Consider the following 21,105-nt stretch of genomic DNA (forward strand, 5'->3'; position numbering starts at 1 on the left):
TAATTGTCCCATAACGGAACTCCATGACCAACTACAGCCTGCGTGCGCGCATGATGATTTTGATCCTCGCCCCTACCGTACTCATTGGTTTACTGCTGAGTACCTTCTTTGTGGTGCACCGTTATAACGACCTGCAGCGCCAGCTTGAGGATGCCGGAGCCAGCATTATTGAACCGCTGGCGGTGTCCAGCGAGTACGGTATGACCCTGCAAAATCGCGAGTCTATTGGCCAGCTCATTAGCATCCTGCACCGCCGTCATTCGGATATTGTGCGAGCGATCTCGGTCTATGACCAACATAATCGCCTGTTTGTGACCTCCAATATCCAGCAGGACCCCGGTACGCTGAAGCTCCCGGCCGGTATGCCCTTCCCGGCGCGGCTGAGCGTGATCCGCCAGGACGAGAAGATGATCCTGCGCACGCCGATCATCTCGGAAAGCTATTCACCGGATGAATCTGCCGGGTCGGATGCCAAGCCCAATAACAACATGCTGGGATATGTGGCGCTGGAGCTGGATCTCAAGTCCGTGCGGCTGCAGCAGTACAGGGAAATTTTTATCTCCACGGTGATGATGCTGTTTTGTATCGGCATTGCGCTTATCTTCGGCTGGCGTCTGATGCGCGACGTGACCAGTCCGATCCGCAACATGGTAAATACTGTTGACCGTATCCGTCGGGGCCAGCTCGACAGCCGCGTCGAAGGCTTTATGCTGGGCGAGCTGGATATGCTGAAAAATGGCATCAACTCGATGGCCATGTCGCTGGCGGCCTACCATGAGGAGATGCAGCATAACGTCGATCAGGCCACTTCCGACCTGCGTGAAACCCTTGAGCAGATGGAGATCCAGAACGTCGAGCTGGATCTGGCCAAAAAGCGCGCCCAGGAAGCGGCCCGCATTAAATCGGAGTTTCTGGCCAACATGTCCCATGAGCTGCGCACCCCGCTCAACGGCGTGATTGGCTTTACCCGCCTGACCCTGAAGACCGAACTCAACCCGACCCAGCGCGACCACCTGCATACCATTGAACGTTCGGCCAACAACCTGCTGGCGATCATCAATGACGTGCTGGACTTCTCCAAGCTCGAGGCGGGTAAACTGATTCTGGAGAGCATCCCGTTCCCGCTGCGTAACACGCTGGATGAGGTGGTCACCCTGCTGGCGCACTCCTCCCACGACAAGGGGCTGGAGCTGACGCTGAACATTAAGAATGATGTGCCGGATAACGTGATTGGCGACCCGCTGCGCCTGCAGCAGGTGATCACCAACCTGGTGGGCAACGCCATCAAGTTCACCGAGAGCGGCAACATTGACGTGCTGGTCGAAAAACGCGCCATCAGCAATACCAAGGTACAGCTTGAAGTGCAGATCCGTGATACCGGTATTGGGATCCCGGAACGCGATCAGTCCCGGCTGTTCCAGGCCTTCCGTCAGGCCGACGCCAGCATTTCCCGACGCCATGGCGGCACCGGTCTGGGGCTGGTGATCACCCAGAAACTGGTTAACGAGATGGGGGGCGATATCTCCTTCCATAGCCAGCCTAACCGGGGATCGACCTTCTGGTTCCATATCAACCTCGACCTGAATCCGAATGTCCTGACCGATCGATCGGCGATGGATTGTCTGCAGGGTAAACGGCTGGCGTACGTGGAGGCCAATACCGCCGCCGCGCAAAGTACGCTGGACGTGTTAAGCACCACCCCGCTGGAGGTGATCTACAGTCCGGCGTTCTCCGCGCTGCCGTTTGACCATTACGACATTCTGCTGATGGGCATCCCGGTGACCTTTACCGGCGAGCTGACCATGCAGCAGGAGCGGCTGGCAAAAGCGGCCTCGATGACCGATTACCTGCTGCTGGCCCTGCCGTGCCATGCGCAGATCAACGCCGAAGAGCTTAAACATGACGGGGCAGCCGCCTGTCTGCTGAAACCGCTCACCGCCACGCGCCTGCTGCCAACCCTGACCGAATACTGTCGTCTGAACCATTACGCCGCACCAATCGTTAGCGATGAGAACAAGCTACCGATGACCGTGATGGCGGTGGATGACAACCCAGCCAACCTGAAGCTGATTGGCGCCCTGCTGGAGGATCAGGTCCAGCATGTCGAACTTTGCGAGAGTGGCCTACAGGCCGTTGAGCGGGCGAGGCAGATGCAGTTTGATCTGATCATGATGGATATTCAGATGCCTGGCATGGACGGGATCCGCGCCTGCGAGCTGATTCGCCAGCTGCCCCATCAGCAGCTAACCCCGGTGATCGCCGTGACTGCGCATGCGATGGCGGGCCAGAAAGAGAAGTTATTAAGCGCCGGGATGAACGACTATCTGGCAAAACCGATAGAAGAAGAGAAGCTGCACAGCCTGCTGCTGCGTTACAAGCCCGGTCCGGCGACAGGCAACTGGATCGCCCCTCCGGAAGCCGCCGGGAGCCAGGTTAACGTCAGTGCCACCCTCGACTGGCAGCTCGCGCTGCGTCAGGCGGCGGGCAAAAATGACCTCGCGCGGGAGATGCTGCAGATGCTGGTGGCCTTCCTGCCGGAGATCCGCAATAAGGTGGAAGAGCAGCTGGTGGGTGAAAACCCGGAAGATCTTGTCGAGGCGATCCATAAGCTGCACGGCAGCTGCGGATACAGTGGCGTGCCGCGCCTGAAAAATCTGTGTCATTTACTGGAGCAGCAGCTGCGTTCCGGGACGCCGGAAAGCGAGCTTGAGCCGGAGTTTCTGGAGCTGCTGGATGAGATGGATAACGTCACACGGGAAGCGATGAAGGTGCTGGGGTCGTAAGTCCCCCCTCACTCTAACCCTCTCCCTAAAGGGGAGAGGGAATAAACATCAGAGGCTACACATTCATCCCCACCTTCAACACCGCCGCTATATTCCTCGCTGTCATCCGCACGTTTTCTGCGGCGTCTTCCAGCGCCTCTTCAAGCGTGCAGATGGTGTAGATCACGCTGAACACCGCGTCTATACCATGATCGTGCACCACGCCGACATCCGCCGTGAGGCTACCTGCCAGACCAATCACCGGTTTATTGTGGCGTTTCGCAATCTTTGCCACTCCCACCGGGACTTTGCCATGAATGGTCTGACTGTCGATTCGCCCTTCCCCGGTGATCACCAGATCGGCGTCGGCCACCTGGCTGTCGAGGTTGAGCGCATCGGTTACGATCTCAATGCCCTGGCGCAGCTGTGCGCCGCAAAAAGCGTATAACGCCGCGCCCATACCGCCTGCGGCACCGCCGCCGGCCAGGCCGAGCACGTCAACGTCGAGGTCGCGGGCAATGATGCGGGCATACTGCGTCAGCGCGCCGTCAAGGCGCGTAATCATCTCCGGCGTTGCCCCTTTCTGCGGGCCAAACACGGCACTTGCGCCATTGTTTCCGGTCAGCGGGTTAGTAACGTCGCAGGCCACTTCAATGCGGCACGCTGCCAGCCGCTTATCCAGACCGCTGATGTCGATGCGCGCCAGCTTTTCCAGCTCGCCGCCGCCAGCACCAATGGCGTTCCCCTGCTCGTCCAGCAGCTTCGCGCCCAGCGCCTGCACCATCCCTGCCCCACCGTCGTTGGTGGCGCTGCCACCAATGCCAATGATGATATGTTTTACACCCGCATCCAGCGCATGGCGGATCAGCTCCCCGGTTCCCCAGGAGGTGGTTTTCAGCGGATTACGCTGGGCCGGAGGCACCAGCTCCAGACCACTGGCTGCCGCCATCTCGATAAACGCGCTTTTACCATCACCGGAGCGGCCATAAAAACCGTCAACATGCCCGCCGAGCGGCCCCGTTACCCGCACCTGAATAATGTCTCCCTGGGTGGCAGCAACCATTGCTTCCACGGTGCCTTCACCGCCATCGGCGACCGGCAGTTTGACGTACTCTGCCGTGGGGAAAATCTCGCAAAATCCCTGCTCTATTGCCGTCGCCACAGCCAGGGCACTCAGGCTCTCTTTATAAGAGTCCGGTGCGATAACTATTTTCATAAGCCGTCCTTACGCATGTTGACTACCATAAGCATACACCCGTCACGCAAGAGAAAATGCCGACTCCCGCAGGAACCGGCACCGGACTTAACGCACCATGCAAGGGCGTTTGTTGTTGAAGGTCCACTCCGGGATCAGGTACTGCATCGCCATCGCGTCGTCGCGCGCGCCAAGACCGTGTTGCAGATACAGCTCGTGCGCCTTCATCACCTGATCCATGTCCAGTTCAACGCCCAGACCTGGCGTGGTCGGCACCTGCACCATCCCGCCCTTGATTTCGAACGGCTGTTTGGTCAGGCGCTGGTTGCCCTCCTGCCAGATCCAGTGGGTGTCGATAGCGGTGATATTGCCCGGCGCGGCCGCAGCCACATGGGTGAACATCGCCAGTGAGATATCGAAGTGGTTGTTTGAGTGCGAGCCCCAGGTCAGGCCAAACTCGTGGCACATCTGGGCCACACGTACCGAACCCTGCATGGTCCAGAAGTGCGGATCCGCCAGCGGAATGTCGACCGACTGCAGGGAGAGGGTATGACCCATCTGACGCCAGTCGGTGGCAATCATGTTGGTGGCGGTTGGCAGACCGGTGGCGCGGCGGAACTCGGCCATCACTTCACGACCGGAGAAGCCCTGCTCGGCGCCGCACGGATCTTCCGCATAGGCCAGCACGCCCTTCAGGCGCTTACCGATGCGGATCGCCTCTTCCAGCGACCAGGCCCCGTTTGGATCGAGGGTGACGCGCGCCTGCGGGAAGCGTTTCGCCAGGGCGATGATAGATTCAGCTTCCTCTTCACCGGCCAGCACGCCGCCTTTCAGTTTGAAATCGTTAAAGCCGTACTTCTCATAGGCCGCTTCTGCCAGACGGACAACCGCGTCCGGGGTCATCGCTTCTTCATGGCGCAGACGATACCAGTCGCACTGCTCATCCGGCTGGCTCTGGTACGGCAGCGGGGTCAGCTTGCGGTTGCCGACGAAGAACAGGTAGCCCAGCATCTCGACTTCAGTACGCTGCTGCCCGTCACCCAGCAGCGACGCCACGTTGACGCCAAGGTGCTGACCCAGCAGGTCGAGCATTGCGGCTTCAATGCCGGTGACCACATGAATAGTGGTACGCAGGTCAAAGGTCTGCAGGCCGCGACCGCTCGCATCACGGTCGGCAAACTCATTACGTACGGCATTGAGAATGTTTTTGTAGGCACCCAGGGTTTTGCCTACCACCAGCGGGATCGCATCCTCCAGCGTTTTGCGGATCTTTTCGCCGCCCGGGATTTCACCCACGCCGGTATGGCCTGAGTTGTCTTTGATAATCACAATATTACGGGTGAAGAACGGGGCATGGGCCCCACTCAGGTTCATCAGCATACTGTCATGGCCGGCAACCGGAATGATCTGCATGGAAGTGACAACAGGCGTAGTAAATGTGCTCATAATTCAATCCTTTAATCAGTGGCGACCAAACGCCGGGCGTTTACGGTCAAATGTCCAGCCGGGGATAAGGTACTGCATCGGGCCTGCGTCATTACGCGCGCCGCCGGGCAGTTTCTTATAGGCTTCGTGGGCTTTGTGGATCTGATCCCAGTCAAGCTCCACGCCAAGCCCCGGTGCATCCGGTACGGCAATCTTGCCGTGTTTAATTTCCAGTGGATTTTTGGTCAGGCGCGCTTCGCCTTCCTGCCAGATCCAGTGGGTGTCGATAGCCGTTGGCGTGCCAGGTGCGGCGGCGCCGACATGGGTAAACATCGCCAGCGAGATATCGAAGTGGTTATTAGAGTGGCAACCCCAGGTTAAGCCCCAGTCGTCGCACAGCTGAGCCACACGAACCGCGCCGGAGAGGGTCCAGAAGTGCGGATCCGCCAGCGGGATATCCACCGAGTTCAGCATCACCGCATGGCCCATTTCGCGCCAGTTGGTGGCGATCATATTGGTGGCGACCGGCAGGCCGGTGGCGCGGCGAAACTCCGCCATCACCTCACGGCCGGAGAAGCCCTGCTCGGCGCCGCACGGATCTTCGGCGTAGGTCAGGACATCGCCCAGGCCTTTGCACAACGCGATGGCCTCATCCAGCAGCCAGGCGCCGTTGGGGTCGACGGTAATACGCGCATCCGGGAAGCGTTTTTTCAGAGCGCGGGCGCTCTCGATCTCCTGCTCGCCCGGCAGCACGCCGCCTTTCAGTTTGAAATCTTTAAAGCCGTAGCGATCCTGGGCCGCTTCCGCCAGACGCACCACCGCCTCGCTGGAGAGCGCCTCCTGATGGCGCAGGTGATACCAGTCGTGGCTACCCGGCGAACGTTCCAGATAGGGCAGATCGGTTTTGGTGCGATCGCCCAGGTAGAAGAGATAGCCCAGCACGGTGACCGCATCGCGCTGTTTGCCCGGGCCGAGCAGTTCGCACACCGGCACGTTCAACGCTTTGCCGAGCAGATCCAGCAGCGCCGCTTCCAGCGCCGCCACGGCATTCACCCGCAGTTCAAATGTCCAGGCACCTTTGCCAAAGGTATCGAAATCGGCAGACTGGTTGCCCTTGTGCACGCGCTGGACCACTTTATTCAGCCGCGCCACCTCCTGACCCACCACCTGCGGGATGGCATCCACCAGGGTCTGGTAGATCACCTCGCCGCCGGGGGCTTCCCCGACGCCGGTATTCCCGGCGTTATCGGTCAGCACCACGATATTGCGGGTAAACCAGGCGTTATGCGCGCCGCCGATGTTCAGCAGCATGCTGTCCTGACCGGCAACCGGGATAACCTTCATTTCGGTTACAACAGGGCTTGATTGCATACTCATTATGAACGCTCCGCGACAGGTTTCAGTTCGATACGTTTGATATCACCCACCAGCACCAGGTAGCTCAGTACCGCCACCAGGGCGTGGACACCTACGTAGATCAGCGCTCCGTTGAACGACCCGGTGGTGCCGACGATATAACCAATGGCAATCGGAGTGACGATCCCGGAGATGTTGCCGAACATGTTGAACAGACCGCCGCTCAGGCCGCTGATCTCTTTCGGCGCTGTATCCGCCATCACCGCCCAGCCCAGCGCCCCAATCCCTTTACCGAAGAAGGCCATCGCCATAAAGCCGATAATCATCCATTCGGCATCCACGTAGTTACACACCACCATCGACATAGAGAGCAGCATACCCAGCACGATCGGCGTTTTACGGGCAATATTCAGAGAGCCGGTACGACGCATCAGCCAGTCGGAAATCACCCCACCTAACACGCCGCCGACAAAGCCGCAGATCGCCGGAACAGAGGCCACAAACCCGGCTTTCAGAATCGACATGCCGCGCGCCTGAACCAGATAGACCGGGAACCAGGTGATAAAGAAGTAGGTTAAGGCGTTGATGCAGTACTGACCGAGGTAGATCCCCACCATCATACGGGAGCCAACCAGCTGTTTAATCTGGCCCCACTTGTGGCTGAACGGTACTTTCTCTTTGCTTTTGGCCTGATCCATGTTGATCAGCGCGCCGCCTGCGGCGATGTAATCCAGCTCTTTCTGGTTTACGCCCGGATGCTGGTTCGGCTCATGGATCACTTTCAGCCAGACAAAGCTAATTACGATACCCAGCCCGCCCATAAAGAAGAACACGTGTGACCAGCCCACTTCGTGGGTCAGCCAGCCCATGATTGGGGCGAAGATGACGGTCGCGAAGTATTGCGCGGAGTTAAAAATGGACACCGCCGTTCCCCTCTCCTGCGCCGGGAACCAGGCTGCCACTATGCGGCTATTACCCGGGAAGGAAGGCGCCTCTGCCAGCCCGACCAGGAAGCGCAGGGTAAAGAGCGCGACAATGATGCCAAAGCCGTTAAAGATATCGACGAAGCCCTGTAACAGGGTAAACATGGACCAGATAAAGATGGACCAGAAGTAGACGCGTTTTGAACCGAAGCGATCGAGCAACCAACCGCCAGGGATTTGGCCGATAACATAGGCCCATGAAAATGCCGAGAAAACATACCCCATACCGACCGGATCCAGACCGATATCTTTTGCCATTTCGGAACCGGCAATCGACAGCGTGGCGCGGTCGCCATAGTTAAAGGATGTGACGATAAACAGCATCACCACTATCCAATAGCGAGCATTGGTGCGCTTTTCAGCGCTGCTCGCCGCCTGGCTTAATGTACTCATTCTTGCACTCCTGAATCATAGCGTTTCGCTACGTTCATTCTGAACAGCACAACCGTAGGGTAATCAGAATGACGTGTATGTGTTTTTGCAGTTTTGAACGTTGAGGTCTTTTGCCTTACTGACTGCATTTTTATTAACTGGCGGAAAAAGTATAAGAAAGGATCAAGACCCCTCTCACCGTGCAACAACCCAACATTGGCACGCTCGTGTGCGGTTGTTTGTGGCAAAAGCACAACTCAATGGAAGAGACTTCACGGAAATGAAAACTGCCTGCCCATAAGCGGGAGGCCAGAGAGAGGGAATCGTGGGAGTGTGAAACAGGTCGCTTGACGCAGTGAAAATGCCTGCCAATACCCGCTATTAATGTACGGAATTACGGGCGATTGCCCAATGCTTACTCGATTCAGTGACCTTACACTGGCTGTAAGGTCGCTTTGTTAACTGGCAACGGGTTCTGGCCCTCCGCAGCAGGGAGGGCAGGAACTTATTTTAACAATGTACCCCACTGTTCAACCCAGGGGTTGGCTTCGCTTTCGGGCTCAGGATGTTCAGAGGCATCGATCATCAGCATTTCCCCCACGCGCTGAGCACTTTGCTCCTGTAACAGGGCGTCGAACTGCTTGCCGCCACCACAGAAATTCGCATACGTGCTGTCACCCAGCGCGATGATGCCGTAGCGCATCTCCGGTTGATAACCCAGCTTGTCTTTGATGCCCTGGAACAACGGTACGATACTGTCCGGCAGATCGCCCTGCCCGGTTGTCGAGGTGACCACCAGCGTATACTGGCCCTGGTATTTTTCCCAGTCGGCAAGTTCGGGATCTTCATAGACCGCGGTTTTATGGCCCATTCCCGCAAGAATAGCTTCGGCCTCTTCGGCCACCAGCAGCGAATTGCCATACATCGTGCCGACAAAAATTCCGACTACAGCCATGGTTTACTCCCTCAATGAATGCAATTAACGTTTATCCTGAACGTTGGCGGGATCAAACTCAACCCTTTCATTTTCGGGGAGTTGCCCGCACCAGCCAAAGTGTGACAGCGCCTGCATCCAAACCGGATCAAGCCCGGCCCGGATCGTCAGCGGCTCGCCGGTAAACGGATGCACCAGGTTCAGCTGGCTGGCGTGCAACATCAGACGGTTGCAGCCAAAATGCTCCGCCGCGCTGCGGTTCTGCCGCAGATCGCCGTGCTTGCTGTCGCCGATAATCGGATGGCGCAGATGGGAAAGGTGACGTCGAAGCTGGTGCTTCCGCCCGGTTTTTGGCTCCAGTTCGACCAGGCTGTAGCGCGTGGTCGGGAACTTGCTGATGGCGACAGGCAGTTCGGTGGTCGCCAGACCACGATAGTCCGTCACCGCGGGCTGTGGGCCTTTATCTTCGCGGGCATATTTATCGGCGATTTTATCCAGCTCTTCGACCAGCGGATAATCGAGCGTCGCGGCCTCGGTCAGCCAGCCCCGGACAATCGCATGGTAGCGTTTCTGGATCTGATGCTGCTCGAACTGCTGCGACAGGCGTCGTCCGGCCTCGCTGGAGAGCCCCATTAGCAGCACGCCTGAGGTCGGTCTGTCGAGACGGTGGGCGGTAAAGACATGCTGACCAATCTGATCGCGCACCGTCTGCATCACCACCACTTTTTCATCGCGATCGAGCCAGCTCCGGTGCACCAGCCAGCCGGAAGGTTTATTGACCGCAACCAGCCACTCATCCTGATAAAGGATCTCAATCATGCTTCGTCGCCAAAGAGCGTGTCCAGCGCCAGTAATGCCGCCAGCACCGCGTCGCGTGACGGATGGGCAGCGTCCAGCGCCATTTCATAATAAGGCGCGACGGCAAAGTTTTGCGGCAGCGGATGTCCACCCTCAATCAGGGCATGCATGCGGGGAATAAGCACCCATTGCAGCCACTCAAACGGCTCCAGGGTGTCCATACAGAAAGGTTGCGTGCTCTCAAACGCGTCAGGCTGCGGCGCCGCCTCCTGCCACAGTTGATGATCGCGCATTAAAGCTTCGATGGCGTGCAGCTGCGCGCGCACATGGTCGTGATGCGTCATGAAAACCTCAACTGAAAATCTGAACGGCGGGCAGCATAGCAAAGACCACGCAGAAATAAAAAAAGGGAGCACTGTAAAAACAGTGCTCCCGGTTCGTTTCGCAGCAATCCAGCTACTTTTAGTGCTCCCTGCTCATCCGTGACAACTTTTCCTCTGACCCGAAGGTCTGGTCTTCCCTCGACCACTGCATCCTGCGCACATCATCCTGATGTGACGGTTTCATCCTGAAACGTCCTGGCCTTCCTGACCCACCGGACATCCTTACCGGCTCTCATTCTCCGTCCTGGAGGTGTCCTTCACGCATCCTGCGTTATCCTTTTGCTTCGTCCTGAAGCCTTCCCTGTAACGCCTTCCTGACGTGTCCTACGTTAAGAAACGCCATCATCCTGATGTTCGTTTCTCGTGTCGGCTTCCTGTCGACGGACATAGAATCCCCTATTCCGCTTCGTCTTACAAGGCACTCCGTAAGCTAAATTAAACAGATGTTACATCTTATTACTGCCAGATTCTTACTCAACAAGCTGATAATTAATGAGTTATCTGACAGCATAATATGTTGCGCGTATCGGTTATTACGGTGATCTCTTACAAGCTTTGTAAGAGATCTCTCACACGCGCAGTAGTATTCAGGATTACACGACGGGATGCAGTTGCTTGAGGAAATCCGTAAGGGAAGCAGAGAGGAACTGGCGTTTCTGCGTGCCCAGCGTCTCTTTTACCACGTTCCCCGTGAGGTTGCAGACAGAGAGGATATCCATTTCGCTGTCGAGGGTGGCGATAAAGAGCGTTGGCGATAGCTTCAGGCGCTTCTGGGTCACAAGATGCCCAATCAGGTTCTCCTGCACGCGCAGCAAATCCTCTTCACTCCAGGTTTGCAGCAGAGTCAGCATCTCGTTATCAAAGCGAGCGCACATATCCCCGGCAAACTGTGTGGTATAGAACGCGTGGACCGCAGGTTGTACCACAATGTCCATTGCGCGTTCAATCGCCTTTACATTCTGCTCTGTGGTAAACGGCTGGGGCTGCCAGATCACGGTATCCCCGGAAGAGGTGATAATACAGGGCGAAGGGACGCCATACAGCGCCTCGCTTTGCGGCCATGTCCCTTTCTGTTCATGCCAGGCGTCACAGTAACGCGCCGTAAACGCGGTTAAGGCAGCAGCAGTCTCTTTATCCACCGGTTTCTCTCTTCATATAAGCCAGGATACACTCAGCTGCATAGTTTACCTTTAAAGTGACAACGAAACATGTCTTACGAAAATCATGATGCCTTATCGGGCTTAACCTTGGGCAAAACCACCGCCTATCGCGACACCTACGACGCCAGCCTGTTACAGGGGGTACCGCGCAGTCTTAACCGCGATCCGCTGGGGCTGAAAGCCGATAGCCTGCCCTTTCACGGCGGCGATATCTGGACGCTGTATGAGCTCTCCTGGCTTAACGCCCACGGCTTACCGCAGGTGGCGGTGGGCCACGTTGAACTGGATTACACCAGCGTCAATCTGGTGGAGTCTAAAAGCTTCAAGCTCTACCTCAACAGCTTCAACCAGACTCGCTTTGAGAGCTGGGAAGCGGTGCAGCTCACGCTGGAACGCGACCTGAGCGCCTGCGCGCAGGGGAAAGTAACCGTTGCCCTCTACCGCATTGACGAGCTGGAAGGCCAGCCGATCGCCCACTTCCACGGCACCTGCATTGACGATCAGGAGATCGAAATCGACAACTACCAGTTTGATACCGCCTGGCTGGAAAACGCCGCCAGCGGCAACCTGGTAGAAGAGACGCTGGTCAGCCACCTGCTGAAATCCAACTGCCTTATCACCCATCAGCCTGACTGGGGTTCGGTACAGATCCAGTATAGCGGCGCGAAAATCGATCGCGAGAAGCTGCTACGCTACCTGGTCTCCTTCCGTAACCACAATGAGTTCCACGAGCAGTGCGTGGAGCGCATCTTTAACGACATTCTGCATTTCTGCCAGCCAGAGACGCTGAGCGTTTATGCCCGCTATACCCGCCGTGGCGGACTGGATATCAATCCGTGGCGCAGCAACGGCGATTTTGTTCCGGCGATCGGTCGTTTAGTCCGTCAGTAAGATAAATAAATTCACAATATGCGCGGTCCGTTCCGCGCTTTGGGTTGTGAAAGGTCATAAGCCAGGGCTATTGTAATCAGCAGGGAAAGACGATAAACGTCCCGTAAGGAGCTCACTTGATTACACATATAAGCCCGCTTGGCTCAATGGATATGTTGTCGCAGCTGGAAGTGGACATGCTCAAGAGCACGGCCAGCAGCGATCTTTATCAATTGTTTCGCAACTGTTCACTTGCCGTTCTGAACTCCGGTAGCCTCACCGACAACAGCAAAGAGCTGCTGTCCCGCTTTGAAAGCTTTGATATTAACGTTCTGCGCCGCGAACGTGGCGTGAAGCTGGAGCTGATTAACCCACCGGAAGATGCCTTTGTTGACGGGCGCATTATTCGCGCGTTGCAGGCCAACCTGTTTGCCGTACTGCGCGATATCCTGTTTGTGAATGGTCAGATCAGTAACGCTGGTCGTTTTCAGCATCTGAACCTGGAAAGCTCGGCCCATATCACCAACCTGGTGTTCTCTATTCTGCGCAACGCCCGCGCCCTGCACGTGGGCGAAGCCCCAAGCATGGTGGTGTGCTGGGGCGGTCACTCCATTAACGAAACCGAATACCTCTACGCCCGTCGCGTGGGCACCCAGCTGGGGCTGCGCGAGCTGAACATCTGCACCGGCTGTGGTCCGGGTGCGATGGAAGCGCCGATGAAGGGTGCGGCGGTGGGTCATGCCCAGCAGCGCTATAAAGAGGGCCGTTTCATCGGCATGACTGAGCCGTCAATCATTGCCGCTGAGCCGCCGAATCCGCTGGTTAACGAACTGATCATCATGCCGGACATTGAGAAACGTCTGGAGGCGTTTGTGCGTATCGCACACGGGATCATCATCTTCCCGGGCGGGGTGGGTACGGCAGAAGAGCTGCTCTATCTGCTGGGTATTCTGATGCATCCGGCCAACCAGGATCAGGTCCTGCCGCTGATCCTGACCGGGCCGAAAGAGAGCGCAGACTACTTCCGCGTGCTGGATGAATTCATCGTGCATACCCTGGGCGAGACGGCACGCCGTCACTATCGCATCATCATCGATGATGCCGCGGAAGTGGCGCGCCTGATGAAAAAGGCCATGCCGCTGGTAAAAGAGAACCGCCGTGATACCGGGGATGCCTACAGCTTTAACTGGTCGATCCGCATTTCACCGGATCTACAGATCCCGTTTGAGCCGTCGCACGAAAACATGGCCAACCTGAAACTCTATCCCGATCAGCCAGTTGAAGTGCTGGCCGCCGATCTGCGTCGCGCCTTCTCGGGCATCGTCGCCGGTAATGTGAAAGAGGTGGGCATCCAGGCCATTGAAGAGTTTGGCCCCTATAAAATCCATGGCGATCGCGAAATGATGCGCCGCATGGACGATCTGCTGCAGGGCTTCGTCGCTCAGCACCGTATGAAGCTTCCCGGCTCTGCCTATATCCCCTGTTACGAGATTTCTGCGTAACGACCCGCCCGGCTCGCATGCCGGGCTCTCTCCCCCGCCGGGAATGGCCCTTCTCCTCCCGGCTTTTTTATTACCTTCAGCCACATGGCCTGGTTTGCAACATCACTATTACTTATCTTTTTGCTATTTTATAACGCCACGCAAACGATTACGTTGTTTCCCGGAGCGTGATTTATTAGCCACAAATGCCATAAAGCATGAAAAAATCCTATAAACCGACGCTTTTACAGCGTATGCCTCCTATCTTTCAGGCGGATCTATCTCGCCACATATCGTTAATGGTAGCCTTCGCGCCCAGAAATTCGTCCTGACGTTTTCTTAGCAGACAAATGGTCTAAAGATACCCACATCATAAGTGGATTATCGCATTTGAGATCGGGATCACTGATAGATCCATTACTAAAATGTATCTTTCCGCCCGCCAATAGTTACGGAGAAAAATTATATAAAAACCGTCGCTGAGCGAATTTCATATTACGATTAGCCCTTTTTGCATCGAATTTGACCAGAAACCTGACATTAGCTACTTCCTGGAGACACAATGGAAACCACTCAAACCAGCACCGTTGCTTCGATTGAAACCCGAAGCGGATGGCGTAAAACAGATACCATGTGGATGCTCGGCCTGTACGGCACAGCAATCGGCGCTGGTGTTCTTTTCCTTCCTATTAACGCAGGTGTGGGCGGCTTAATTCCGCTGATCATCATGGCGATCATTGCCTTCCCGATGACCTACTTTGCACACCGCGGCCTGACCCGTTTTGTGCTTTCTGGTAAAAACCCGGGCGAAGACATCACCGAAGTCGTTGAAGAACATTTCGGTGTTGGCGCCGGTAAACTGATTACCCTGCTCTACTTCTTTGCTATCTATCCAATCCTGCTGGTTTATAGCGTGGCGATCACCAACACCGTTGACAGCTTCATGACCCACCAGCTGGGCATGACCCCGCCGCCGCGCGCCATTCTGTCGCTGATCCTGATTGTCGGCATGATGACCATCGTGCGCTTCGGTGAGCAGATGATTGTGAAGGCGATGAGCGTGCTGGTGTTCCCGTTCGTTATCGCTCTGATGGTGCTGGCCTGCTACCTGATCCCACAGTGGAACGGCGCGGCGCTGGAAACCCTCTCCCTGAGCAGCGCGTCTGCGACCGGCAACGGCCTGTGGATGACCCTGTGGCTGGCAATCCCGGTAATGGTCTTCTCCTTCAACCACTCCCCGATCATCTCCTCCTTCGCGGTTGCGAAGCGTGAAGAGTACGGTCAGGGTGCCGAGAAGAAGTGTTCCAGCATCCTGGCTCGCGCTCACGTGATGATGGTGCTGACCGTGATGTTCTTCGTCTTCAGCTGCGTACTGAGCCTTGCTCCGGCGGATCTGGCGGCAGCGAAAGAGCAGAACATCTCTATCCTGTCTTACCTGGCGAACCACTTTAACGCACCGGTCATTGCCTGGATGGCGCCAATCATCGCCATTATCGCGATTACCAAATCCTTCCTCGGCCACTACCTGGGCGCACGTGAAGGCTTTAACGGCATGGTGATTAAATCTCTGCGCGGTAAAGGCAAGAGCATTGAAATCAACAAGCTGAACAAGATCACTGCTCTGTTCATGCTGCTGACCACCTGGGCGGTTGCCACCCTGAACCCGAGCATCCTCGGGATGATCGAAACCCTGGGCGGCCCGGTTATCGCGATGATCCTGTTCCTGATGCCGATGTACGCGATTCAGAAAGTGCCAGCGATGCGTAAATACAGCGGCCAGATCAGCAACGTCTTCGTTGTGATTATGGGTCTGATTGCTATCTCCGCTATCTTCTTCTCGCTGTTCGCTTAATTCCTCCCGCGCCGTCTTCGGACGGCGCACTCTTCTCCCAAGACGTAAAGCAACGGACGCATCATGATTAGCGTTTTCGATATTTTCAAAATTGGTATTGGTCCATCCAGCTCGCACACCGTCGGGCCGATGAAAGCCGGTAAACAGTTCACGGACGATCTTATTGCACGCGGAATGCTGCACGACACAACCCGCGTGGTGGTGGATGTTTACGGCTCCCTGTCGCTGACCGGCAAAGGCCACCATACCGATATCGCCATTATTATGGGCCTGGCGGGCAACCTGCCGGATAGCGTCGACATTGATGCCATCCCGGGCTTTATCCAGGACGTTAACACCCACAGCCGCTTGCTGCTGGCGAAGGGTGAACATGAAGTTGAATTCCCGGTTGATCGCTGCATGAATTTCCATGCCGACAACCTGTCGCTGCACGAAAACGGCATGCGGATCACCGCGCTGGCAGGCGACAAGGTGATTTACAGCCAAACTTATTACTCCATCGGCGGCGGTTTTATCGTCGACGAAGACCACTTTGGGCAGAGCGACAGCGCACCTGTTGCGGTCCCTTATCCGTATAAATCGGCGGCCGATCTCCAGCGCCATTGCCAGGAGAGCGGTCTGTCACTCTCCGGCCTGATGATGCAAAACGAGCTGGCATTGCATAGCAAAGCGGAGCTGGAACAGCACTTTGCTAACGTCTGGGAGGTGATGCGCGGCGGTATTGAACGCGGTATCACTACCGAGGGCGTTCTGCCGGGCAAACTGCGCGTCCCGCGACGTGCTGCCGCCCTGCGCCGCATGCTGGTCAGCAGCGACAAAACCACCAGCGACCCGATGGCGGTGGTGGACTGGATCAATATGTTCGCGCTGGCGGTGAACGAAGAGAACGCCGCGGGTGGCCGCGTGGTTACCGCACCAACCAACGGTGCCTGCGGCATCGTTCCGGCAGTGCTGGCCTATTACGACAAATTTATTCGCGAAGTGAATGCTAACTCGCTGGCCCGCTATCTGCTGGTCACCAGCGCTATTGGCTCGCTGTACAAGATGAACGCCTCTATCTCCGGCGCGGAAGTGGGCTGCCAGGGCGAAGTAGGCGTGGCCTGCTCCATGGCGGCGGCGGGTCTGGCGGAGCTGCTGGGCGGTAGCCCGACGCAGGTCTGCATTGCGGCGGAGATCGGGATGGAGCATAACCTCGGTCTGACCTGCGATCCGGTAGCCGGTCAGGTACAGGTGCCCTGCATCGAGCGTAACGCCATTGCCTCCGTCAAGGCGGTCAACGCCGCGCGTATGGCGCTGCGCCGTACCAGCGAGCCGCGCGTCTGCCTCGATAAAGTGATCGAAACCATGTATGAGACCGGGAAAGACATGAACGCCAAATACCGCGAAACCTCCCGCGGCGGTCTGGCGATGAAGATTGTCGCCTGCGACTAAGTGCAAAAAAGGAGCCTTGTTTTGCGAGGCTCCTTCCCGAACGCCCCGCCACACGTAGTTTCCCCCCGCCGACAGTGTTACCCTTATTTGACTGAACAGAAGGGAGAAAATCTGTGGCCGTTCATTTGCTTATTGTCGACGCGCTGAACCTTATCCGGCGCATCCACGCGGTTCAGGGCACGCCCTGCAAGGATACCTGCCTGCATGCGCTGGAGCAGCTTATTCGCCACAGCCAGCCCAGTCACGTGGTCGCCGTGTTTGACGATGAAGCCCGTAACAGCAGCTGGCGACATCAGCGCCTGCCGGATTACAAAGCCGGGCGCGCGCCCATGCCGGACGATCTGCACGCCGAAATGCCCGCCATTCGCGCCGCTTTTGAACAGCGCGGGGTTCCCTGCTGGGGGGCCCAGGGCAACGAAGCCGACGATCTGGCCGCCACGCTGGCGGTAAAAGTTGCCAGCGCCGGGCATCAGGCCACCATTGTCTCGACCGACAAGGGCTACTGCCAGCTGCTTTCTCCCAACATTCGCATCCGCGACTATTTCCAGAAACGCTGGCTCGACGCCCCCTTTATCGCCAGTGAGTTTGGCGTCTCGCCGCAGCAACTGCCGGATTACTGGGGGCTGGCGGGGATCAGCAGCTCTAAAGTACCAGGCGTTGCCGGGATTGGCCCGAAAAGCGCGGCCCAACTGCTGACCGATTTTCAGGATCTGGAAGGGATTTACGCCCGTCTGGATGCGGTGCCGGAGAAGTGGCGCAAAAAACTGGAAGCGCATAAAGAGATGGCGTTTATCTGCCGGGACGTGGCGCGGTTGCAGATCGATTTACAGTTAGACGGGAATCTGCAGCAGCTACGATTAGATCGAGTGTGAGTTCATGCCCGGTGGCGCGATGCTTACCGGGCCTACGGACGAAGGTTGTTGTAGGCCCGGTAAGCGTAGCGCCACCGGGCGTTACAAAGGTTATCTCTCGTCGCGACGCCCACCGACAGCAGCCCACCAGCGGCGGATATGCACGGTGACTTCTTCGCGATCGTGGTACAGCTGGCGCGCCTGAATCACCACGTTAATACCGTGCTCATCCATCTGCTCCTGAATGTAGGCCAGGTTCTGCGAGACCTCCTCATAGCGCTTTTTCATTGGCAGCTTGAGGTTAAAAATGGTCTCACGACACCAGCCGTTGACCAGCCAGGAGGCCATCAGGGCCGCCACTTTCGCTGGCTTCTCTACCATGTCGCACACCATCCAGGAGATGTTGTTGCGGGTTGGGCGGTAGCGGAAACCATCTTCACGTAGCCAGGTCACCTGTCCGGTATCCATCAGGCTTTGTGCCATCGGGCCGTTATCGACGGAGGAAACCCACATGTTGCGTTTCACCAGCTGATAGGTCCAGCCGCCCGGACAGGCGCCGAGATCGACCGCATACATACCGTTTGCCAGGCGTTCGTCCCACTCATCAGCGGGAATAAAGACGTGAAACGCCTCTTCAAGTTTCAGCGTTGAACGGCTTGGGGCATCAGACGGGAACTTCAGACGTGGGATGCCCATAAAGAACGGCGAGTTATTGGTGGTGTACGAATAACCGGTATAGCAGCAGCCTGGGGCGATAAAGAAGATATGCACCACGGGACGTTTTGGTGTCTCGTAGTTGGTCAACACACCCGCCTCACGCAGTGCCGCGCGCAGCGGCACGGTGAATTTGCGACAGAACTTCATCAGCTCTTTGCTTTCGTTGGTGTCGGCAACTTCAACGCGCAGCTCGCCACCCTTCTCCACCACGCCCTGCAGCATGCCAACAATCGGCGTAATGCGATCTTCAGGCGGAAGATCTTTCAGAAGTTCACCCGCGACAAACATCTGACGGGCAAAAATCAGCGAGCTAAACGGCAGATCGCGCACCAGTTTTTCCGCGTCATCTGCCTGATAGCATTCGAAAACAACATAGCCCGCGTTCTCTTTCACGCGGGCAAAACCAAACACTTCGCGCTTCGCGGCTTTATCAGTGATCTCCGCAGCACACTCTTTTTCAAAGCCCGGGCGACAATATAAGACAACTTTATTCATGAACAACGCCCTTGCGTTTCAGACGGAACGAACCGATTAACATTAATACCCACCCGACCAGGAAGCTGACGCCGCCGACCGGGGTAACAAACGCCCACAGGCGTAAATGCGACAGCGCAAGGCAGTACAGGCTACCGCTGAAGAGCACGGTGCCCAGCGCCATAAATACGCTGCTCCAGTAAAACCAGATACTGATCCGGCGCTGCATCGCCACGGCTAATCCGAAGATCGCCAGGGTATGGAACGCCTGATATTCCAGACCGGTGTGGATCCAGCCCATCTCCACCACACCCAATGATTTGCGTAAGACATGTGCGCCAAAGGCGCCCAGGGCAACAAAAATAAAGCCACTCACCGCGGCAAAAATCAGCATAAAACGGCTGGTCATGTTTCTGTCCTGAAGTTATGCGCGTCCTGCGCGCAAAAGAAAGTGTTACTCGTACCGAAAGCGGAATTTTTCTTGCTCGTTGGCCGCCTTTGCCAGGATCCACTGGCGAAACGCGGCTATTTTACCCAGTTCTGCCTGACTGTCATGACAAACCAGATAAAAAGCGTTCTTACTGACCAGAACATCATTAAAGGGGCAGACCAGGCGGCCGGCCTCAATTTCGGACTGCGCCATAACGTTGTTAGCCAACGCCACGCCCTGTCCGTGGATGGCAGCCTGTAACACCATCGCACTGTGGCTGAAGATGGGGCCCTGCTGCACGTTTATATGGTTAAGACCAAGCTGGCGGGTATAAGTTTGCCAGTCGCGGCGAGAAGCATCATGTAAAAGCGTATGCTGCGCCAGGTTTTCCGGTGCCTTTAACGCTTTTTCGCCCGTTAAGAGTAGTGGCGAGCAGACCGGCAGCAAATACTCCGCGTACAATTTTTCGACACGCAGCCCTGGCCAGTTGCCGCGGCCATAGAAAATCGCTACGTCAACGTCGTCGGCCAACTTGTCCTCCTGACGGTCGACGGCCTGGATTCGGACGTCAATTCCCGGATAAGCTGAGTTAAAGCTTGAGAGCCTCGGCACCAGCCACTGAATGGCAAAACTGGGCAATAAACTGACCGTCAGCGCCCCTTTGGCACTGCGCGCCTGTAACTTACGCGTCGCTTCCGTCAGCTGGGAAAATATCTCTTTAATATCCTGAAAATAGCTCTGCCCCTCTTCCGTCAGAAGCAGGGAACGATTGCGGCGGCGGAACAGCTTGAGGCCCAGAAAATCCTCAAGGGACTTGATTTGATGACTTACTGCGGCCTGAGTCACAAAAAGCTCATCGGCCGCGCGCGTGAAGCTTAAATGGCGGGCGGCAGCATCAAATACACGTAATGCATTAAGAGGTGGTAATCGCTTGGACATGGTTATCTGGCTTAGATGTTAACGGCTTTTAACAAACAGGAAACAACGTTTAACCTATTAGTTTTTTTTATCTGAGCCATTATAAATTGTCCGTTGAGTAACTACCAGCAAATACCTATAGTGGCGGCACTTCCTGAGCCGGAACGAAAAGCTTTTTTTGGAATGCGTGTTCTGAAGGGCTTTTGGCTTACGGTTGTGATGTTGTGTTGTTGTGTTTGCAATTGGTCTGCGATTCAGACCTCGGTAGCGACGCTACCAATTTTTCACTTCCTGTACATTTACCCTGTCTGTCCATAGTGATTAATGTAGCACCGCCCAATTGCGGTGCTTTTTTTTGTCTGCAATTCCGTTAGTGGTCCAGCTCAACCATCTCTTTCACGTCGCTGCGGTTGATCTGCTGTTTATTCCCGTTCGCATCCTTATACGAGATCATGCCGGTATCATTATCGGTTTGCGGCTTACCTTCAGAGACGATAGAGCGGCCATCGTTGGTGTGCATCACATAGTTATTACCGGAACAGGCGCTCAGGGCAAAAGTCAGCATACAGGCAGAGGCAATTGCGATAGTCTTTTTCATCTTCTTCTCCTTTAGCAATTAATGCTATTAAAAGCGTGTTTCATAACAGGCTAAAACATTCTCCTGACACTATTTCAGCATAACCTGCTTCGTCTGTTACGCCAGGATAAACAGA

The 21,105-nt window shown here is 56.3% G+C and carries 18 protein-coding genes; 6 read left to right on the forward strand and 12 right to left on the reverse strand.

All coding sequences use genetic code 11. From position 1 onward, the window contains the following. Positions 1 to 23: 23 nt before the first annotated feature. On the forward strand, positions 24 to 2,783 hold the full coding sequence (gene barA, locus ES815_RS05300; protein ID WP_142486937.1) for a two-component sensor histidine kinase BarA: 2,760 nt from the start codon (positions 24 to 26) through the stop codon (positions 2,781 to 2,783). Positions 2,784 to 2,838: 55 nt separating this feature from the next. Here the strand turns inward: barA and ES815_RS05305 are convergent, their stop codons facing one another. The 8 genes from ES815_RS05305 to syd all read right to left on the reverse strand — a co-directional run bounded on the left by ES815_RS05305 (position 2,839) and on the right by syd (position 11,347). Beyond that, complete coding sequence (locus tag ES815_RS05305; RefSeq protein ID WP_142486938.1) at positions 2,839 to 3,978, reverse strand: glycerate kinase; 1,140 nt, start codon at positions 3,976 to 3,978, stop codon at positions 2,839 to 2,841. A gap of 87 nt (positions 3,979 to 4,065) precedes the next feature. Then, entirely contained in the window at positions 4,066 to 5,406 is a 1,341-nt protein-coding gene (gudD, locus tag ES815_RS05310; RefSeq protein ID WP_185902412.1) for a glucarate dehydratase, read from the reverse strand. 12 nt (positions 5,407 to 5,418) lie between these two features. Continuing rightward, positions 5,419 to 6,759 (reverse strand): enolase C-terminal domain-like protein, encoded by a 1,341-nt coding sequence (locus tag ES815_RS05315; protein ID WP_142486940.1) that lies wholly within the window; start codon positions 6,757 to 6,759, stop codon positions 5,419 to 5,421. Next, on the reverse strand, positions 6,759 to 8,114 hold the full coding sequence (gudP, locus tag ES815_RS05320; protein WP_142486941.1) for a galactarate/glucarate/glycerate transporter GudP: 1,356 nt from the start codon (positions 8,112 to 8,114) through the stop codon (positions 6,759 to 6,761). The genes ES815_RS05315 and gudP overlap by 1 nt, the downstream gene beginning before the upstream one ends. 484 nt (positions 8,115 to 8,598) lie before the next feature. After that, positions 8,599 to 9,048: a flavodoxin gene (locus tag ES815_RS05325; RefSeq protein WP_142486942.1), complete on the reverse strand. Its 450-nt coding sequence runs from the start codon at positions 9,046 to 9,048 to the stop codon at positions 8,599 to 8,601. Between the two features lie 24 nt (positions 9,049 to 9,072). Further along, positions 9,073 to 9,846, reverse strand: a complete 774-nt coding sequence (truC, locus tag ES815_RS05330; RefSeq protein ID WP_142486943.1) for a tRNA pseudouridine(65) synthase TruC — start codon at positions 9,844 to 9,846, stop codon at positions 9,073 to 9,075. Next, positions 9,843 to 10,169, reverse strand: coding sequence for a YqcC family protein (locus tag ES815_RS05335; protein ID WP_142486944.1), 327 nt, complete (start codon positions 10,167 to 10,169; stop codon positions 9,843 to 9,845). The genes truC and ES815_RS05335 overlap by 4 nt, the downstream gene beginning before the upstream one ends. 632 nt (positions 10,170 to 10,801) lie before the next feature. After that, positions 10,802 to 11,347: a SecY-interacting protein gene (syd, locus tag ES815_RS05340; protein ID WP_142486945.1), complete on the reverse strand. Its 546-nt coding sequence runs from the start codon at positions 11,345 to 11,347 to the stop codon at positions 10,802 to 10,804. A gap of 69 nt (positions 11,348 to 11,416) precedes the next feature. Here syd and queF point away from each other — a divergent pair, with 69 nt between their 5' ends. The 5 genes from queF (at position 11,417) to xni (ending at position 17,874) form a co-directional block, all read left to right on the forward strand. Next, complete coding sequence (queF, locus tag ES815_RS05345) at positions 11,417 to 12,259, forward strand: NADPH-dependent 7-cyano-7-deazaguanine reductase QueF (protein ID WP_142486946.1); 843 nt, start codon at positions 11,417 to 11,419, stop codon at positions 12,257 to 12,259. Positions 12,260 to 12,375: 116 nt separating this feature from the next. Then, positions 12,376 to 13,740, forward strand: a complete 1,365-nt coding sequence (ppnN, locus tag ES815_RS05350) for a nucleotide 5'-monophosphate nucleosidase PpnN (RefSeq protein WP_142486947.1) — start codon at positions 12,376 to 12,378, stop codon at positions 13,738 to 13,740. Between the two features lie 541 nt (positions 13,741 to 14,281). Next, positions 14,282 to 15,571, forward strand: a complete 1,290-nt coding sequence (locus ES815_RS05355) for an HAAAP family serine/threonine permease (protein WP_142486948.1) — start codon at positions 14,282 to 14,284, stop codon at positions 15,569 to 15,571. A 63-nt stretch (positions 15,572 to 15,634) separates the two neighbouring features. Beyond that, entirely contained in the window at positions 15,635 to 17,002 is a 1,368-nt protein-coding gene (locus ES815_RS05360) for an L-serine ammonia-lyase (protein ID WP_142486949.1), read from the forward strand. Positions 17,003 to 17,115: 113 nt separating this feature from the next. Next, positions 17,116 to 17,874 carry a flap endonuclease Xni gene (xni, locus tag ES815_RS05365; protein WP_142486950.1) on the forward strand — a complete coding sequence of 253 codons (759 nt, stop codon included), beginning with the start codon at positions 17,116 to 17,118 and terminating at the stop codon, positions 17,872 to 17,874. Between the two features lie 90 nt (positions 17,875 to 17,964). Here the strand turns inward: xni and rlmM are convergent, their stop codons facing one another. The 4 genes from rlmM to ES815_RS05385 all read right to left on the reverse strand — a co-directional run bounded on the left by rlmM (position 17,965) and on the right by ES815_RS05385 (position 20,990). Next, on the reverse strand, positions 17,965 to 19,065 hold the full coding sequence (gene rlmM / locus ES815_RS05370; protein WP_142486951.1) for a 23S rRNA (cytidine(2498)-2'-O)-methyltransferase RlmM: 1,101 nt from the start codon (positions 19,063 to 19,065) through the stop codon (positions 17,965 to 17,967). Then, positions 19,058 to 19,453, reverse strand: a complete 396-nt coding sequence (locus ES815_RS05375; protein WP_039029918.1) for a DUF423 domain-containing protein — start codon at positions 19,451 to 19,453, stop codon at positions 19,058 to 19,060. Before ES815_RS05375 ends, rlmM begins: the two co-directional genes overlap by 8 nt. Positions 19,454 to 19,498: 45 nt before the next feature. After that, the gene (gene gcvA, locus ES815_RS05380) at positions 19,499 to 20,413 is read right to left on the reverse strand and encodes a glycine cleavage system transcriptional regulator GcvA (RefSeq protein ID WP_039029917.1); all 915 of its coding nucleotides are present in this window, start codon (positions 20,411 to 20,413) and stop codon (positions 19,499 to 19,501) included. Between the two features lie 349 nt (positions 20,414 to 20,762). Beyond that, on the reverse strand, positions 20,763 to 20,990 hold the full coding sequence (locus ES815_RS05385) for a YgdI/YgdR family lipoprotein (RefSeq protein WP_032613722.1): 228 nt from the start codon (positions 20,988 to 20,990) through the stop codon (positions 20,763 to 20,765). Positions 20,991 to 21,105 lie beyond the last annotated feature (115 nt).

Source organism: Leclercia adecarboxylata, from assembly GCF_006874705.1.
Taxonomy (GTDB): Bacteria; Pseudomonadota; Gammaproteobacteria; order Enterobacterales; family Enterobacteriaceae; genus Enterobacter; species Enterobacter adecarboxylatus_C.

Excerpts from the sequence above, each read along its gene's own strand:
- barA (WP_142486937.1), top strand. The coding sequence starts at position 24 with ATGACCAACTACAGCCTGCGTGCGCGCATGATGATTTTGATCCTCGCC.
- ES815_RS05305 (WP_142486938.1), bottom strand. The coding sequence starts at position 3,978 with ATGAAAATAGTTATCGCACCGGACTCTTATAAAGAGAGCCTGAGTGCC.
- ES815_RS05315 (WP_142486940.1), bottom strand. The coding sequence starts at position 6,759 with ATGAGTATGCAATCAAGCCCTGTTGTAACCGAAATGAAGGTTATCCCG.
- gudP (WP_142486941.1), bottom strand. The coding sequence starts at position 8,114 with ATGAGTACATTAAGCCAGGCGGCGAGCAGCGCTGAAAAGCGCACCAAT.
- ES815_RS05325 (WP_142486942.1), bottom strand. The coding sequence starts at position 9,048 with ATGGCTGTAGTCGGAATTTTTGTCGGCACGATGTATGGCAATTCGCTG.
- truC (WP_142486943.1), bottom strand. The coding sequence starts at position 9,846 with ATGATTGAGATCCTTTATCAGGATGAGTGGCTGGTTGCGGTCAATAAA.
- ES815_RS05335 (WP_142486944.1), bottom strand. The coding sequence starts at position 10,169 with ATGACGCATCACGACCATGTGCGCGCGCAGCTGCACGCCATCGAAGCT.
- queF (WP_142486946.1), top strand. The coding sequence starts at position 11,417 with ATGTCTTACGAAAATCATGATGCCTTATCGGGCTTAACCTTGGGCAAA.
- ES815_RS05355 (WP_142486948.1), top strand. The coding sequence starts at position 14,282 with ATGGAAACCACTCAAACCAGCACCGTTGCTTCGATTGAAACCCGAAGC.
- ES815_RS05360 (WP_142486949.1), top strand. The coding sequence starts at position 15,635 with ATGATTAGCGTTTTCGATATTTTCAAAATTGGTATTGGTCCATCCAGC.
- rlmM (WP_142486951.1), bottom strand. The coding sequence starts at position 19,065 with ATGAATAAAGTTGTCTTATATTGTCGCCCGGGCTTTGAAAAAGAGTGT.
- ES815_RS05375 (WP_039029918.1), bottom strand. The coding sequence starts at position 19,453 with ATGACCAGCCGTTTTATGCTGATTTTTGCCGCGGTGAGTGGCTTTATT.
- gcvA (WP_039029917.1), bottom strand. The coding sequence starts at position 20,413 with ATGTCCAAGCGATTACCACCTCTTAATGCATTACGTGTATTTGATGCT.
- ES815_RS05385 (WP_032613722.1), bottom strand. The coding sequence starts at position 20,990 with ATGAAAAAGACTATCGCAATTGCCTCTGCCTGTATGCTGACTTTTGCC.